This is a genomic window from Roseateles sp. P5_D6 (assembly GCF_054049415.1).
The window spans coordinates 119,115-133,978 of sequence record NZ_JBFUMK010000010.1 but is presented as its reverse complement, the minus strand read 5'-3'; the positions used below and the strand labels follow the sequence as shown (position 1 = coordinate 133,978).

General features: G+C 68.5%; 20 protein-coding genes. 9 read left to right on the top strand and 11 right to left on the bottom strand.

Annotation, left to right across the window (positions count from 1 at the left end; translation table 11 throughout):
* Positions 1 to 82 precede the first annotated feature (82 nt).
* From ACXJKM_RS15445 to ACXJKM_RS15425, 5 genes are read left to right on the top strand one after another with little or no spacing between them, the layout of a single operon-like run.
* On the top strand, positions 83 to 1,123 hold the full coding sequence (locus ACXJKM_RS15445) for an ABC transporter substrate-binding protein (protein ID WP_457353452.1): 1,041 nt from the start codon (positions 83 to 85) through the stop codon (positions 1,121 to 1,123).
* The gene (locus ACXJKM_RS15440) at positions 1,120 to 1,692 is read left to right on the top strand and encodes an SCO family protein (RefSeq protein ID WP_457353450.1); all 573 of its coding nucleotides are present in this window, start codon (positions 1,120 to 1,122) and stop codon (positions 1,690 to 1,692) included. The genes ACXJKM_RS15445 and ACXJKM_RS15440 overlap by 4 nt, the downstream gene beginning before the upstream one ends.
* On the top strand, positions 1,689 to 2,123 hold the full coding sequence (locus tag ACXJKM_RS15435) for a cupredoxin domain-containing protein (protein WP_056191195.1): 435 nt from the start codon (positions 1,689 to 1,691) through the stop codon (positions 2,121 to 2,123). The genes ACXJKM_RS15440 and ACXJKM_RS15435 overlap by 4 nt, the downstream gene beginning before the upstream one ends.
* Complete coding sequence (locus ACXJKM_RS15430) at positions 2,120 to 2,881, top strand: ABC transporter permease (RefSeq protein ID WP_235531765.1); 762 nt, start codon at positions 2,120 to 2,122, stop codon at positions 2,879 to 2,881. The genes ACXJKM_RS15435 and ACXJKM_RS15430 overlap by 4 nt, the downstream gene beginning before the upstream one ends.
* The gene (locus ACXJKM_RS15425; RefSeq protein WP_057297562.1) at positions 2,871 to 3,647 is read left to right on the top strand and encodes an ABC transporter ATP-binding protein; all 777 of its coding nucleotides are present in this window, start codon (positions 2,871 to 2,873) and stop codon (positions 3,645 to 3,647) included. The genes ACXJKM_RS15430 and ACXJKM_RS15425 overlap by 11 nt, the downstream gene beginning before the upstream one ends.
* Before the next feature lie 136 nt (positions 3,648 to 3,783).
* Here the strand turns inward: ACXJKM_RS15425 and ACXJKM_RS15420 are convergent, their stop codons facing one another.
* Both ACXJKM_RS15420 and ACXJKM_RS15415 read right to left on the bottom strand, forming a co-directional pair.
* Entirely contained in the window at positions 3,784 to 4,239 is a 456-nt protein-coding gene (locus tag ACXJKM_RS15420; RefSeq protein WP_457322380.1) for an OsmC family protein, read from the bottom strand.
* A gap of 26 nt (positions 4,240 to 4,265) precedes the next feature.
* The gene (locus tag ACXJKM_RS15415; RefSeq protein WP_457322378.1) at positions 4,266 to 4,928 is read right to left on the bottom strand and encodes a hypothetical protein; all 663 of its coding nucleotides are present in this window, start codon (positions 4,926 to 4,928) and stop codon (positions 4,266 to 4,268) included.
* Between the two features lie 300 nt (positions 4,929 to 5,228).
* Between ACXJKM_RS15415 and ACXJKM_RS15410 the strand changes: the two genes are divergently transcribed.
* The 3 genes from ACXJKM_RS15410 (at position 5,229) to ACXJKM_RS15400 (ending at position 8,779) form a co-directional block, all read left to right on the top strand.
* Positions 5,229 to 5,789, top strand: coding sequence for a DUF2242 domain-containing protein (locus ACXJKM_RS15410; RefSeq protein ID WP_457322376.1), 561 nt, complete (start codon positions 5,229 to 5,231; stop codon positions 5,787 to 5,789).
* 95 nt (positions 5,790 to 5,884) lie between these two features.
* Positions 5,885 to 8,398 carry a putative bifunctional diguanylate cyclase/phosphodiesterase gene (locus ACXJKM_RS15405; protein ID WP_457322374.1) on the top strand — a complete coding sequence of 838 codons (2,514 nt, stop codon included), beginning with the start codon at positions 5,885 to 5,887 and terminating at the stop codon, positions 8,396 to 8,398.
* 186 nt (positions 8,399 to 8,584) lie between these two features.
* Positions 8,585 to 8,779, top strand: coding sequence for a PEP-CTERM sorting domain-containing protein (locus ACXJKM_RS15400; protein WP_056191178.1), 195 nt, complete (start codon positions 8,585 to 8,587; stop codon positions 8,777 to 8,779).
* Between the two features lie 36 nt (positions 8,780 to 8,815).
* Here the strand turns inward: ACXJKM_RS15400 and ACXJKM_RS15395 are convergent, their stop codons facing one another.
* From ACXJKM_RS15395 to ACXJKM_RS15360, 8 genes are all read right to left on the bottom strand, one after another.
* Complete coding sequence (locus ACXJKM_RS15395) at positions 8,816 to 9,460, bottom strand: glutathione S-transferase family protein (protein WP_056191176.1); 645 nt, start codon at positions 9,458 to 9,460, stop codon at positions 8,816 to 8,818.
* 18 nt (positions 9,461 to 9,478) lie between these two features.
* Positions 9,479 to 10,738, bottom strand: a complete 1,260-nt coding sequence (locus tag ACXJKM_RS15390) for an RNA polymerase sigma factor (protein WP_056191174.1) — start codon at positions 10,736 to 10,738, stop codon at positions 9,479 to 9,481.
* A gap of 4 nt (positions 10,739 to 10,742) precedes the next feature.
* Positions 10,743 to 11,234 carry a VOC family protein gene (locus tag ACXJKM_RS15385; RefSeq protein ID WP_457322368.1) on the bottom strand — a complete coding sequence of 164 codons (492 nt, stop codon included), beginning with the start codon at positions 11,232 to 11,234 and terminating at the stop codon, positions 10,743 to 10,745.
* A gap of 24 nt (positions 11,235 to 11,258) precedes the next feature.
* Entirely contained in the window at positions 11,259 to 11,663 is a 405-nt protein-coding gene (locus tag ACXJKM_RS15380) for a VOC family protein (RefSeq protein WP_457353588.1), read from the bottom strand.
* A gap of 8 nt (positions 11,664 to 11,671) precedes the next feature.
* Complete coding sequence (locus ACXJKM_RS15375) at positions 11,672 to 12,073, bottom strand: VOC family protein (protein WP_457353448.1); 402 nt, start codon at positions 12,071 to 12,073, stop codon at positions 11,672 to 11,674.
* 11 nt (positions 12,074 to 12,084) lie between these two features.
* On the bottom strand, positions 12,085 to 12,525 hold the full coding sequence (locus tag ACXJKM_RS15370) for an SRPBCC family protein (RefSeq protein WP_457353446.1): 441 nt from the start codon (positions 12,523 to 12,525) through the stop codon (positions 12,085 to 12,087).
* Between the two features lie 70 nt (positions 12,526 to 12,595).
* On the bottom strand, positions 12,596 to 13,138 hold the full coding sequence (locus ACXJKM_RS15365; protein WP_457353444.1) for an SRPBCC family protein: 543 nt from the start codon (positions 13,136 to 13,138) through the stop codon (positions 12,596 to 12,598).
* 10 nt (positions 13,139 to 13,148) lie between these two features.
* Positions 13,149 to 13,553, bottom strand: a complete 405-nt coding sequence (locus tag ACXJKM_RS15360; RefSeq protein ID WP_457322192.1) for a YciI family protein — start codon at positions 13,551 to 13,553, stop codon at positions 13,149 to 13,151.
* A 174-nt stretch (positions 13,554 to 13,727) separates the two neighbouring features.
* Between ACXJKM_RS15360 and ACXJKM_RS15355 the strand changes: the two genes are divergently transcribed.
* Positions 13,728 to 14,426 carry a PEP-CTERM sorting domain-containing protein gene (locus tag ACXJKM_RS15355; protein ID WP_457353442.1) on the top strand — a complete coding sequence of 233 codons (699 nt, stop codon included), beginning with the start codon at positions 13,728 to 13,730 and terminating at the stop codon, positions 14,424 to 14,426.
* Positions 14,427 to 14,435: 9 nt separating this feature from the next.
* Here ACXJKM_RS15355 and ACXJKM_RS15350 read toward each other — a convergent pair whose 3' ends face one another.
* The gene (locus ACXJKM_RS15350; RefSeq protein WP_457322187.1) at positions 14,436 to 14,783 is read right to left on the bottom strand and encodes a YciI family protein; all 348 of its coding nucleotides are present in this window, start codon (positions 14,781 to 14,783) and stop codon (positions 14,436 to 14,438) included.
* Between the last annotated feature and the right edge of the window lie 81 nt (positions 14,784 to 14,864).

The window sequence follows — 14,864 nt, the reverse complement described above, 5'->3', positions numbered from 1 at the left end:
TTTCAAAGTAGGTACGTAGGCACAATTCGGTCAGCCCGCATGGACAGCCCCCTAGAAGTTGGCAAAGTCATGCGCCCTGGTCATGACTCACGAACTGCCTGAATCCCCACCCGCCGGCCTTGATCGCCGGCAATTGCTGCGCGGCGCGCTGGCGTCAGCGCTGCCGACGCTGGGCCTGCCCGCGGCGGCCGCTTCCGGCCCGCTGATCGTCGGCGGCCTGCCGGTCACCTGCAACTTGACGCTGCCGGTGGCCTGCTCGGCACGCCTGGCGTCCAACAAGGCCTCCGGCAGCTCGGCCTTCCAGTTCGAGTACAGCAAGTACAACGGCTGGCCCGAGATCAAGGAGTCGCTGATGACCGGCGGCATCCAGGCCGCCTACATGCTGGCGCCGCTGGTCATGGACCTGGCCGACAAGAAGATCCCCGTCAAGATCGTCTCGCTGGGCCACCGCTCGGGCGCCGTCATCATGGTGCGCACCGACTCGCCCTACAAGAAGTTCAAGGATCTGACGGGCAAGCGCATCGCCATCCCCAGCCGCTTCGCTGTCGACTTTTTGTTTCTGCGCAAGATGCTGGCTCAGGAGGGCATGACGCCCAAGGACATCCAGATCGTCGAGATGCCGCCGCCCGACATGCCGGCCGCCCTCTTTGCCAAGGCCGTGGACGCCTATTGCACCGGCGAGCCCTTCGGCGCCTCGGCCCAGCGCGCCGGCTATGCCAGGCCGCTGCGCATGACGCGCGACGAATGGCGCAACTACATCTGCTGTGTGCTGACGGTGCGCGAGGAGCTCATCAAGGAGAACCGGCCGCTGGTGCAGGACCTGGTGAACCACGTGCAGGGTGCCGGCAACTGGCTGGACCTGCAGGCCGCCAACCGCGAGAAGGCCATCCAGATCGCCGCCGGCCGCAAGTTCTTCAACCAGGACCCCAACATCCTGCGCTTCGTGATGGAGAACCCGACGGACCGCGTCACCTATGGCGACCTGCGCATGATCCGCGCCGAGTTCGACGACCTGATGCAGCTTTCCATCGAGGCCGGCACGCTCAAGGCCCCGGTGGCCTACGAGAAATACGTGGACGACAGTTTCGTCAAGGCGGCCAAGGCCGCGCCCATCCCGATATGAAACGCCGCGCCCTGTTGTGGGCCGCGCTGCCTTTGACGGCGCAGGCTGCGCCGACGCTGAAGGCCGGCGTCTTCGAGCCCGCCCAGGCAGCGCCCGAATTCGCTCTCCAGGGCAGCGACGGTGCCGCCCTCAATCTCGCCCGCTTCAAGGGCAGGCTGGTGCTGTTGGTGTTCGGCTTCACCCACTGCCCCGAGGTCTGCCCGACGACGCTGGCCACGCTCGCCCAGGCGCGCAAGCAGCTGGGCACCGACGCGGCGGACGTGCAGGTCGTCTACGTAACGGTGGACCCCGAGCGCGATGACATCCCGCGCATCCGCCAATACCTGACCGCGTTTGACCCGACCTTCATCGGCGGCACCGAGGCACCGGACAAGCTGGCCGCGATGCGCAAGCGCTATGGCGTCGTCGCCGAGAAGATCGCGCCCAAGCAAGGCAACGCCTACGGCATGAACCACTCCACGTCGGTCTGGCTGATCGACCGCACCGGCAAGCTGCGGGCCATGATGCCTTATGGCCATGAGGCCAAGGACTTCGTGCACGACCTCAAGCTGCTGTTGGCTTCGAAGTGAGAAAGCGTTGGGTCTGGCTCCTGCCGGTCACGTTGCCGCTGGCCCTGGTGGCCTGGGCGGCGCTGGCGCCCATCGAACTGCCCACGCGCGACGAGCTGTTCGAGATCCCGCAAGGCACCTATGCCCGCCGCATGGCCGGTGACAAGGTCGAGATCCTGCCCGATCGCATCGACCTGACGCTGGGCCTGAACGACGTGCTGCTGCTGCGCAACCGCGACGAGGTGCCGCAGCAGTTCGGCCCCGTGCTCATCATGCCGGGGCAGAGTTTTCGCCTGCCCTTCGAGGTCGCATCGACCTATAGCTTCGCGTGCAGCGCACATGCCAGCGGCCAGATGGCCGTCGTCGTCGCGCCAACGCCAGCGCGCGGCTGGCCAGCATTGCAATGGCGCTGGCAACGCCTCATGAAGAACCACTGGAAGGAGGGGCGGTGAACCTGCGCCTGAATCGAATCCTGCCGCCGCTGGCGGTCATTGCCCTGGTCATCGCGGCCTGGTGGGGCATCGTCGTCTACACCGAGAGCCCCATCTTCCCGACACCCTGGGCCGTCGTCACCGGCACGCTGGAGCTGGCCCAGGACGGCACGCTGTGGGAGCACATCACCGCGTCGCTGATGCGCGTGGGCATCGGCTTCGGCCTGGCCATGCTGATCGGCATCCCGCTGGGCCTGTGGATGGGCTGGGTGGCCGGCGCCTACCGCACCTTCAACCCGATCTTCCAGATGCTGCGGCCGATCTCGCCGATCGCCTGGATCCCGCTGGCCATCCTGTGGTTCGGCGTCGGCGACACCTCGCCCATCTTCCTGATCTTCATCTCCTCCGTGTTCCCGCTGATCGTTCAGACGACCTCGGGCGTGCACACCATCGATCGGCGCTACCTGCGCGCGGCCACCAACTTCGGCGTGTCGCGCGCGGTGATGTTCCGCCGCGTCGTCATCCCGGCCGTGCTGCCGGAAATCATCATCGGCATGCGCATCGGCATCGGCGTGGCGTGGCTGGTCGTCGTGGCGGCCGAGATGATCGCGCTGCGCTCGGGCCTGGGCTATCTCATCATGGATTCGCGCAATGCCGGCAACCGCTATGACCTCGTCATCGCCAGCATGATCCTCATCGGCGTCATCGGCCTGCTGCTGGACGGCGTGACCCGCCTGCTCGAAAAACTCAAGACCGTCCGTTGGCGCTATGTCCGATAACAAGACTCCCAAGATCGCTGTCAATGGTCTGACGAAGAGCTTCAAGTCCGCCAAGGGCGGCCAGCTGCCCGTCATCCAGGGTGTGGATTTCGACGTCGCCGAAGGCGAGTTCGTCGCCATCGTCGGCCCTTCCGGCTGCGGCAAGTCGACGTTGATGAACATCCTCGCGGGCTTCGAAAAGACCGACGGCGGCTCGCTGCTGATCGACGGCCAGCCCCATCCCGGCCCCAGCCCCCAGGGCATCGTCATCTCGCAATACGGCTCGGTCTTCCCCTGGCTGACGGTGCAGCAGAACCTGATGTTCGGCCTGACCGGCCAGGAGCATGGCGTCGATGCCGAGCGCGTCAAGCTGGCCGATCACTACGCCGCCATGGTGGGGCTCAAGGGCTTCGAAGGTGCCTACCCGCACGAGCTGTCGGGCGGCATGCTCAAGCGCGTGGAGCTGGCGCGGGCCTTCATCGTCAAGCCCGAGATCCTGTACCTGGACGAACCCTTCTCGGCGCTGGACGCACTGATGAACCTGCGCATGCGCAACGAGCTGCTGCGCATCCTGGCCGAAGAAAAGCACACGGTGCTGCTCATCACCCACGACGTTGACGAGGCCCTCTACATGGCCGACCGCATCCTCGTGCTGTCGCCACGACCCACGCGCATCCAGGCCCGCTTCGAGCTGGACATGCCGCACCCGAGGCGATTGATCAGCCCGGAGATGGATGCGCTGCGCGAGGCGATCCTGAAGGAACTCGGCCTGGAAATGCCCGCTTAGAAAAATGAAGCCCCTCGGCCAAGGAGTACCTTGGCCGGTCCCCCGAGGGGACGGCGATGCTCGCGGTATCGAACCGCAAGCACATCGCCAGCGCGGACCGGCTAGGGAGCGGCCCGGCGCTCGACCCGCAAAGAATTCACACGGCCGCGGCGGGCTTCAGAACCGCACCAGTGCTGTCCAGCACGCGCAGCGTCACGGGAATGGCCGGCGCCACGCTCTGCGTGACGGTGCAGAAGTCCTCGAAGGTGTCCAGCACACGCTGAATGTGGCCGAGCTGGTCGGCTGGCTTGCCCAGGTGCAGGTCCACCGCCAGGCCCTGCACGCGGTTGCGCCCGCGCTCGTTCCTGCCGACGGTCGCCTTGACCTCGGTACGCAGCGGCGACGGGTCGTCCTTGTACTTCTGGCAGGCAAACCACAGCGATGCGGAGAGGCAATTGCCGATGGCCGAGGCCAGCAGTTCGACCGGATCGGGCCCCAGCCCGGTACCGAAGGGCACGGGCTCGTCCGATAGCAGCACCGGCAGCTCCGGCGCGTAATGGTGTTCGAACTGGTAGCCCTGACGCTGGATCAGGGTGACGCTGGGGTTGTCCATAAAGCCTCCTGGGTTGGAAGCGATTCTCAACGCAGGTCGTCGGTCTCGAAGTAGATCTCGGTCAGCCCCTTGGCCTTGAAGGCACGTTGGACAGTGGCGCCAGGCCTGGCGACGCCCTGCAGCGGCACATCGACCTCGCCGCGGACCTGGGGTGCCTTCAGGCGCACGATGTGGTCGAAGTCCGGGCGGCGGTCGATGGTCTTGACCGCGAACCACTCGCTGCCCTTGCCGATCAGCCGATAGCGCCCGGTCGATGCCTCGCGTTGAGCGGGGCTCAGCCGCCGAAACAGCATCACCTCATCGACGACGACGCGCTGCTCGGCCGACTGTGGCTTGCCGCCACGCTCGAAGTGGCCCGCGAAGAAGCGCGCCTTGAATTCGCGCAGCGGCTTGGCGTGGCCTGGTGTGAAGCGCAGCAGGTCAAAGGCCTCGGGGTCGAAGGTCCACAGGCTGGGCTGGCGGGCCAGCGTCTCGCGCAGCGACTTGTCGGCCGCCGCATCGGCGAGGTGAAAGCGCAGCAGCACCTGGCTGTCATGCGGCGTGTGGAACATCGGCAGGTGCGAGGCATACAGGCCCTCGCGGCCGCCGAACACGGCCATGCCATGGCCGCCGAATGCGGACTCAGCAGTCTCTTCGGCCCAGGCCAGAGCCGGCAGCAGTGCGGCGAATGCGAAGGTACGGCGCTTCATGCGGCGCATCTTCGCCCTCAATGGCCGCATGTGAAGCAAAACCCGATCAACGGTCGATGCCGGTCCGGATGGGCATCGCAGAGTTCAGCGTTGTGAGCCCGCGCTTACATTGCCGCCTGCCTGCACCGTCCGTGGCAGCCTTGCCGCTTCGCGTTCCGTCTGCCCGGCTGATGGGCACGCTGAATGCCGCACCTTCCCCTGAATGTCCCTGTCATCGGATCCCGGCCCGGCGGCGTTGCGCGCGGGCCCCGGCGCCCGCCCGGCAACAAAGCGCCCTTTCGCGGACGGAATAATCGACCCATGCATCGCCTCTGCTCCCTGACCTTGTCCGCCTTCCTGCTCCTCACGCTGCTGGCTGGCTGCGGCGGCCTGCCCTCCAGGTCGACGAAAGCCGAGAAATCGGTCTACCAGGGTGAGAGCTTTGCTGCCGAGGAGACTTTCTCGCGGCTGTTCGACGCCAATGTCGACGACACCTGCGAGGCCGCCCGGCGCGCCCTGCTCAGCCAGGGCTATGTGATCAGCAAGGCGGAAAGCGGCGTCGTGCGCGGTGCCAAGCACTTCCAGCCCGCGGGCGAGGTGCATGTGGAGATCGCATTCAACGTTGTCTGCGTCGGCGATGGCCCCAAGCAGCAGATCGCGACGGCCTATGTCAGCGCCCAGCAGGACCGCTACGCGCTGAAGAAAAGCAACCAGGCCGCCAGCCTCGGCGTCAGCGCGCTGGGCTCGATCTCGGTGCCGCTGTCATCGAGCGATGACTCCCTCGTCAAGGTGGCCTCCGAGACCATTCCCGCGGGCGAGTTCTACGACCGCTTCTTCACGCTGATGCAGCGCATGGTGCGCGAGAACACGGCACAGCGCTGACCCTGGGCCCGTGAAGCTTGCGCCGCGCTGATTGCGGGCGAATCGGCATTGCGTCACACCCACGCCGGCCAGGGCCCGCCTAGGATGGGCTCGCCATGGCCGAGCCACTGCCCCCTTTTGCACTGCCTGCCCGGTGGCCGCTGGCGGGGTTCAAGCGGCTGATCCATGCCGCCTGGGAGGTGCCGGGCGATCCGGCAGAGGCGGCCAAGCTGCGGGACGACCAGTGGCGCGCCGTCGTCGGCCAGTTGCCTGCCTCGGTCGTGGCCACGGCCATCGCCATCGCGCTGCTGCTGGTGGCACTGAAAGGGCGCATTGACCTGCTGCCCGTCGCGCCCACGCTGATGGCACTGGTGGCGCTCAACGGCTTCAACTTCGCGCTGTGGCGGCATGAACGCCACCGCCGCCCACCCGACGCGCCGCCGCGCGGCATCCGTGCCGGGCTGCTGCTGGCGCTGGACCTTTTTGCCGGCGGCGTGCTGGACGCGGTGCTGCTGCTGCAGGTTGCCCAGCAGGCCGAGCCCGGCCTGCACGCGCCGCTGGTGGCCACCGCGGCCGGCGCCATTGCCGCCGCAGCCTGGATGTTCGCGCTGCTGCCCGCCGTGGCCATCGGCTGGGTGCTGGGCGCCTGCGGCACGCTGGCCGTGGGCATCGCGCTGCTGCCGCTTCCCTGGATGGACGGGCTGCTGCCGTTGCTGCCGTTGTACGCCATCGCGCTGTGCATGGCGGCACTGCTGAATGCCCGCCTCTTCCTGCTGGGCCGCCACGCCCAGCACGAGGCCGCACGGGACCGGCTCACGGTGTCGCTGCTGCTGCGCGACTTCGAACATCACGCCAGCGACTGGCTGTGGGAATTGGGCCGCGACGGCCGGCTGCGCCATGTCTCGCAGCGCATGGCCGAAAGCCTGGGCCAGCGGGCGCAGGACCTGATCGGCGAGCCGCTGCTGGCCGTACTGGCCCACCAGCTGCCCGCCAACAACGCCGACGCCCAGCAGCGCCTGGACCGACTGGGCGACGCGCTGCTGGCGACCGAACCGCTGAGCGATCACGCCCTGCATCTGCGGGTTGGCGGCGAGGATGTCTGGTGGACGCTCAGCGGGCGGCGCCTGGAAGGCGACGGCGGCTGGCGCGGCGTGGGCAGCGATATCAGCGAGGTGCGCGAGCGCGAACGCGAGCTGCTGCGCCTGACCGACCAGGACACCGTCACCGGCCTGGCCAACCGCCATCAGTTCCACCGCCGCCTGGCCCTTTATCTCGGCGGCGGCGGGCCCATCTCGCCGTGCACCGTGCTGCTGCTGGACCTGGACTGCTTCAAGCAGGTCAACGACAGCCTGGGCCATGCCGCCGGCGACCACCTGCTGGCCGCCGTGGGCGAGCGGCTGCACGACAGCCTGGCAGCGCGGCGCGGCAACGGCGACCTGGTCGCGCGGCTGGGCGCCGACGAATTCGCCGTGCTGCTGCGCGGCGAGCTCAGCCCCGAAGCCATGCAACGCCTGGGCAAGCAATTGCGCTCGGCCCTGCGCGTGCCGGTTTCCATCGACGGCAACGAGATCGACGTGCGCGTCAGCATCGGCGCGGCCTGCGCGCCTCGCCATGCCCAGGCAGCCGACCCGCTGCTGCGCGCTGCCGACCTGGCCCTGTTCGCCGCCAAGGCCGCCGGGCGCGACCGCCTCGTGCTCTACGAGCCGGCCCTGCAGCAGGCCGCCCAGGACCGCCTCGCCCTGCTGGCCGACCTGCGGCTGGCGCTGGACGCGGATCAACTGGAGATGCACTACCAGCCACAGATCGAGCTGGCCACGGGCAAGCTGCGGGGCTTCGAGGCGCTGATGCGCTGGCGCCATCCCGTGCGCGGCCTGGTGCCACCGGCCGTCTTTATCCCGTTGGCCGAAGACAGCGGCCTCATCATCACCATCGGCGCCTGGGCCCTGCTCATCGCCTGCCGCGACGCAGCGCGCTGGCCGGGCGAGCTGCGCGTCGCCGTCAACGTGTCGGCCCTGCAGTTCGAGCGCAGCCCCATCGAGCTGCATGTGCTGGAGGCGCTGGAGCGCACCGGCCTGCCTGCCGACCGCCTGGAGATCGAACTGACCGAATCGGCCCTGCTGAAGGACAGCCAACACGCCATCGACCTGCTGACGCGGCTGCGCGCCCTGGGTGTGCGCACTGCGCTGGACGACTTCGGCACCGGCTTCTCGTCGCTGGCCTATCTGCGCCGCCTGCCGCTGGACCAGCTCAAGATCGACCGCGCCTTCATCGCCGATCTCGACCACCCGCAGGCCGGCGCGACGGCACGCGCCATCGTCGCGGCCATCCATGACCTCGCCCAGGCCCTGGGCCTGCACACGGTGGCCGAGGGCATCGAGACCGCCGAGCAGCACCAGGTGCTGACCGAGCTGGGCTGCAGCCTGGGCCAGGGCTTTCTGTTCGCCCAGGCCCTGCCGCGCGATGCCACCCAGGCCTTCGTCGAGCTGGCCCACCGCCAGGGCCTGGGCGCCGCGCGCGAGGCCCACCTCGACTCCGTCAATCCCCCGCTGACGGTCTGGCCGTCGACACGGCTGCAGCTGCGCAGCCTGCTGCAGCTGCCTGACACGCGCTTCAGCGGCGGCGAATTCTGAGCGGCCAAGTCGGCGGCCTGACGGCTTTCAGGGGTCCGTACCGTCGCGCGGCCGTCCTCAGGCGAAGGCGAACCTCCCCCGGATCTGCGGGGTCTGCCACTCGTTTGCAGGACAAGCCCGGTTGAAAGCGGGTGAAGCGCCGCCCAAGCTCTTCACACCGGAGGGATTCCGGGCAAGGAGACAAGCATGAGAACCCTGTCCACCCTGATGAGCCGCGCGGCCGTGGCCGGCATGGCTTTGCTGCCCGCCCTGGCTCAGGCCCAGGCCAATTGCGGCCAGCCGGGCACGCCGCCGTGCCCGACGCCGGAGCCCGGCAGCTGGCCCCTGGTGGCGCTGGCCCTGGGCGTACTGGTCGCCGTCAAGTTCATTCGGCGCAAGTAACCCCGCCCGCCGGGCTCGCCAGAGACCGGCCCATGCCTAGGCTGCGCGCGTGTTGACGGCCAGCTGGGCGGCAAAGGCCCGCTGGTAGGCAGGGCGGGCTTCGCCGCGGGCGACGTAGGCAGCCAGGCTGGGGAACTCGTTCAGCAGGCCGGACGGCCTGACGCGCAGCAGCACCGACACCATCAGCAGGTCACCCGCGCTGAAATCGCCGTCCAGCCATTGGGCATCACCCAGGCGGGCGGCCAGTTGGGTCAGCCGCGCCCGCACCCGGTTCTCGACCAGAGGCTGGCGCTCGTCCTTCCAGGGTTTGTCGCCTTCCGCGAACTTGACGATGACGAGTTCGAGGATGGGCGGCTCGACCGAGTTGAGCGCGGCGAACATCCACGTGATGGCCCGTGCCCTGGCGTTGGCATCGGCGGGGAACAGGCCCGGCCGGCGCTCGGCGATGTGCAGCACGATGGACCCGGTCTCGAACAGCGTGAGGTCGCCTTCCTCGTAGGTGGGGATCTGGCCGAAGGGATGCAGCGCCAGGTGAGCGGCCTCCTTCATCGCCGGCATGGGCACCAGGCGAACCTCGTAGGGCAGGCCGGTTTCCTCGAGGGCCCAGCGCACGCGCGTGTCGCGCGCCAGCCCCTTGCCGCCGTCGGGCGAACGGTCAAAGGCGGTGATGGTGATGGTCATGGTGGCAATCCTTCCGGTTCAGTTGGCCAGTCGCCTGGCCCGTTCCGTCAGCAGCTCGCGCTGCACCTCGTTGTCCGTCAGCTCCGCGGCCCGCAGATAGGCCTCGCGCGCCTCGCCGACGCGGCCCAGGCGCTCCAGCACGTCGGCCTGGGCGCCGGCCAGGAAGGGGTAGCGCTTGAGCTGCGGCTCGGCGGCCAGTTGCTCGAGCAGCGGCCAGGCGGCGGCCGGCCCGTCGGCGAAGCTGACGGCCACGGCGCGATTCAGCGCGATCACGGGCGAGGGGTTGAGCGCGAGCAGGCGGTCGTAGCCGCCGACGATGGCGTGCCAGTCGGTGTCCTCGGCGCGCGCCGCGCGCGCATGGCAAGCCGCAATTGCTGCCTGCAAGGTGTAAGGCCCTGGCTCGCCCAGGCTCAGCGCGCGTTCCAGCGCCGCCAGCCCACGGCGGATCAGCAGCGGGTCCCAACGGCGGCGGTCCTGGTCGGGCAGCAGCACGGGGCGGCCCTGGGCGTCCAGCCGCGCGGGCAGGCGCGAGGCCTGGATCTCCAGCAGGGCGGCCAGGCCATGCACTTCGGCGTCTTGAGGCAGCAGGTGCTGCAGCTGGCGCACCAGGCGCAGGGCTTCGTCGCACAGCGCCGGCCGCAGCAGGCTGGCGCCGCTGCCGGCGCTGTGGCCCTCGTTGAAGATCAGGTAGACGACCGCCAGCACGGCGCCCAGGCGCTGCTCGCGCTCGTCGGCGCTCGGCAGCTCGTAGGCCTGGCCGTTGAGCGCCTTCTTGGCGCGCACGATGCGCTGGGCCACGGTGGCCTCGGGCTGCAGGAAGGCGCGTGCGATCTCGGGCGTCTCCAGGCCGCCGAGCAGGCGCAACGTCAGCGCGACCTGGGCCTCGCGCGGCAACACCGGGTGGCAGGCGATGAAGATCAGGCGCAGCTGCTCGTCGCCGATCTCGGCTTGGTCACGGGCGGCGTCGAGGTGGTCGACGAAGTCGGGCACGACGTGGGTGCCGGCGGCCTCATCGTCGGCCGCGAGGTGCTCATGCTCGCGCTCCAGCATCGCGCGGCGGCGCAGCCGGTCCAGGGCCTTGTTGCGGGTGGCGGTCATCAGCCAGGCGGCAGGGTTGTTGGGCTGGCCGTCGCGCGGCCAGTTCTCCATGGCAGCGATGAGGGCGTCCTGGGCACAGTCCTCGGCCTCGTCGAGGTCGCGCAGCATCTTGGCCGCCGCGCCCACGAGGCGGCTGCGCTCGATGCGCCAGACGCCGGCGGCAAGTTCAGCATGGCTCACGGCGTCAGGTGCCGTCGTAGGCGCGCTTGAGGGCCGCGAGATCGATCTTCTGCATGCGCCAGATGGCCTGGAAGACGCGCTGCACGCGGGCCGGGTCGGGGTCCCGGATCATGTCGAACCAGGCTGCGGGCAGGATCTGCCAGGACAGGCCCCAGGCATCCTTCAGCCAGCTGCATTCCGACGTCTTGCCACCGCCCGCGGGCAACTGCTCCCAGAGCTTGTCGATCTCGGCCTGGTCTTCGCAAGCGACGGTCAACGAGAAAGCCTCGTCGAGCTTGAAGTGGGTGCCGCCATTGAAGGCCGTCATGTGCACGCCGAACAGCTCGAAGTTGAGCAGCATGACGCTGCCGGCCTCGCCGGGCGAGTCCTGGCCCCAGCGCTGGGTGTGGATGATGCGGCCCTTGTCGGCGCCGAACACCTTCAGGTAGTGCGCCACCGCGTCTTCGGCACCGCGCTGGTACCAGATGAAGGGTGCGAGTTTTTGCTGGATCTGCATGGTCGTCTCCTTGACGTTGCGGGGTCAGGCTTGCGGCGGCATGCCGCTCATGTGGACGAGTTCCCAGTGGTGCCCGTCCAGGTCCTCGAAGCCATGGCCGTACATGAAGCCATGGTCCTGCGGCTCGCTCGGGATGTTGCCGCCGGCAGCCTTCGCCTTCGCGACCAAGGCGTCGACCTCCTCGCGGCTTTCGCAGCTCAGGCACACCCAGCCCGTGGTTGCGGTCTTGGCGTCCGGAAAGGCCTTGGGGGTGAAGGTCCTGGCGAAGTCCTCGGCCAGCAGCATGGCGAAGAGGTTCTCGCCCAGCTCCATGGCGGCGCCTTTGTCGTTGGTGAATTGCGGATTGAACTTGTAGCCCACAGCCTCGAAGAAGGCCTTGCTTTTGGCCAGGTCCTTGACAGGCATGTTGACGTAGATCTGCTTGTGCATAGTGATGCTCACTCGGGTTTGACGAGGGGTTGGACGAGATGGATGAGGTTGCCGCAACCATCCTCGAACATGACGGCCTTGATCGGCCCCATGTTCTCGGGCTCGCCGCGCACGACGACGCCGCGCTCGCGCAGCTTGCGGGCTTCGGCCTCGACGTCCTCGGTGACAAAGGCGGTGGCCGGGATGTTGGCCTCGAACAAGGCCTTCTGGTAGACCTTGGCCGGCGCAAAGCCCATGGGCTCCAGGGCCAGCTCGACGCCGGCAATGCCGTCGGGCGACACGACGGTCAGCCAGCGGTAGGTCGGCCCCATGGGGATGTCGGCCATCTTCTTGAAGCCAAGCTTGCCCGTATAGAAGGCCAAGGCCTTGTCCTGGTCATCGACCATGACGCTCGCAATCTTGATCTGCATGGTGATTCCTTTCAGTGAATGGATTCGGCCAGGGCCTTGAGGCGGCGCAGCGCCTGGGGCCAGGTGGTCTGGAGAAAGTCGGTGAAGCCGTCGTCCCAGCTTTGCAGGTGCACCGTCAGCTGCGTGCCGGCGGGCGTGGCGCTGAAGACGTAGCGCTCGTGCGCGGGCTCGTCGTACAGGCGGCTGTCGGGCAGCGGACGGCCGTCCTTGATCTCGCCGACCAGGCGCAGCGACAAGCGCTCGTGCAGGATGCATTCGTCGACGATGGCCTCCATGCCAAAACCCTTGGGGTCGAGGAAGCGGATGCGCCGGCCCGCCGCCCAGACGCCTTCGTAATAGGAGCCCTCGGCGAAGGCGCGGGTCCAGTCGCGGTAGGCGGTGGGGTCGAACATGCAGTCCCAGACCCGCGCGACCGGGGCGGCAATGTCGATGCTGAAGTCGAGGTCGGTCATTGGGCACCCTTCGTGCTGCGCGCTGTCCCGCCAAGCGGGAGTTGAGCGCCTTCGGACGGCCGGGCGGCGCTCATGACGTCTGGGCCTCCGAGAGCTGCCGCAGGTTCTGCAGGCCGGCCTCGAAGTCGCGGCCCACCATCTTGTCCATGTCGATGAAGACGCCCATCAGCTTGCTGATGAAGTTGGCCGGGCCGTGCATGGCCCAGCGCACCTCGGTGGCGCCGTCGGGCGTGGGCTGCAGCACGAACTCGGCCTGGTTGTGGGCCTCGAAGGGCTTCACGAAATCCAGCTTCATCTGCACGGCGCGGCCGGGCTGTTGGCTGACGATCTCCAGGCTGCCGCTGCCAACTTCCTTGCTGTCCCAGTCGTAGCGGGAGCCGATGCCGCTCGAGGCGCCGCTGTAGGCGCTCTTGATCAGCGGGTCCTTGCGCTCATAGGGGTTCCAGCGGTTGAAGGCGCGCAACTCGCTGACCAGGGGCCAGACCTTGTCGGCCGGTGCGGCGATGCGCACGTGGCGCTCGACCCGGAAAACGTCGGGCCGGGTGGCGGCATAGGCCAGCAGCAGCACGAGGGCGACACCCAGGCAGATGAAGATGATGGTGAGGTTGCTCATGGTGCGCTCCTCATTCGGCACGGATGGCCATGTCGCCGCCGGGGGCGAAATCGGCGTCTTCGTAGAGCCGCCGCACCTCGATCTCGCAGTCCTCGCTCAGGAAGGGCTGCGGGAAGCGGCTGGCCCAGGCACGGGCCTCCTCGACGGAGCGCACCTGGATCAGCGTGTAGCCGGCGATCAGCTCCTTGGTCTCGGCGAAGGGGCCGTCGATGATGGTGCGGCTGCCGTCCTTGCCGTAGCGCTGGCGCCAGCCGTCGCGGCTGGGCCGCAGGCCGGCACCGTCGAGCAGCACGCCGGCGCGCGCCATCTCCTCGTGGAAGGCGCCCATCTCCTCGAACAGCTTGGCGTATTCGGGGCCGGGCGGGTCGCCGCGCTCGCTGGTGGCTCGGGCGCGGACTTGGATCATGAATCGCATGGCAGGTCTCCTGGTGACGAGGCGGCGGCTTTCGCGGCCTTCACTTGCACGACGATGCAGATGGGCCCGAATCGACATGCCTAGGGAAATTACCTAGGCCGCCTGCGCCGTGGAGACGGAGCGGAGACGGTGGCCCGGCACATTGGTGGTGTCTCCACGATCCAGGCCACTGCGATGAACCCCTTCTCCCTGCGCTGCACCCGTCTTCCTCGCGCCGTGGCCTTCGCTGCACTGGCAGTGGCGCCGCTGCTGGCCTCGGCCCAGGTGTTCGATGCCGCGGCCGACTTCTCCAGCGCGGCCAACCCCACGGGGCCGTGGGCCTATGGCTCGACGGCGACGCTGGGCGGCAGTTTCGAGGCCTATGGCACGCCCGGCACGGTGTTCTACGGCGCCAGCAGCTGGAATGCCGGCGGGCTCACCTTTCCCGGCATGTACCCGCTGGTGTTCCACAACGGCACCGCCGCCGCCATCGACTATGGCAGCGGCGCCGTCCTGCCCGGCGAGCTGGGTTTGCACCCGGGCAATGACGGCCGGCTCAGCATCGTGCGATGGACGGCACCGCAGGCGGGCAGCTTCCGCGTCGAGGCCACCTTCACGCGCGACGACGTCGGCTTGACCGACGTCCACGTGTTGAGGAACCAGCTGGCGCTGCACGCCGTCGCGCTCGACGCGTCCCACCCCGGGTCGTCGTTCTCGCAGACCATCGTGCTCGCGGCCGGCGACCACCTGGACTTCGCCGTCGGTTTCGGCGCCGACGGGGCCTTCAACGGCGACACGGTGGACTTGAGCCTGCGCATCGCCGCCGTGCCCGAGCCGGGAACCTGGGCCTTGATGCTCGGCGGCCTGGCGGCACTGGCACGGCGGCGGCGCTGAACGGGAGGCCTACATGTAGCAAGGCCCGACGCCGCGGATCTCCACGGTGGCCCATTCCGCTGCCGGGCATCGCTCGGCCCAGGCCATGGCAACGGCGGGGTCTTCGGTGTCGAGCAGGAAATAGCCGCCCACCATCTCTTTGGCCTCCGCAAATGGGCCGTCCCAGACCTGGGCGTCACCGCTGCGCTTGGCATAGCGCTTGGCCGCCGTGCCCAGGGAGTTGGTGCCCAGCAGCAGGCCGGTCTCCTTGAGTTCGGCGGTGAAGTCCAGCATGCGCTGGTAGACAGCCTCGCCGGCAACGCGGCCGCGTTCGGCGCGCTGGCCCGTGGGTTCGACGATGAGCAGCATCTGGGGCATGGTCGGGTTCCGCAGTCCGTGGCAACAGGCCGGCATTCTGGCGCCTGTCGAATCTCATTCCTGGCAGTTGGGTTGAACGAC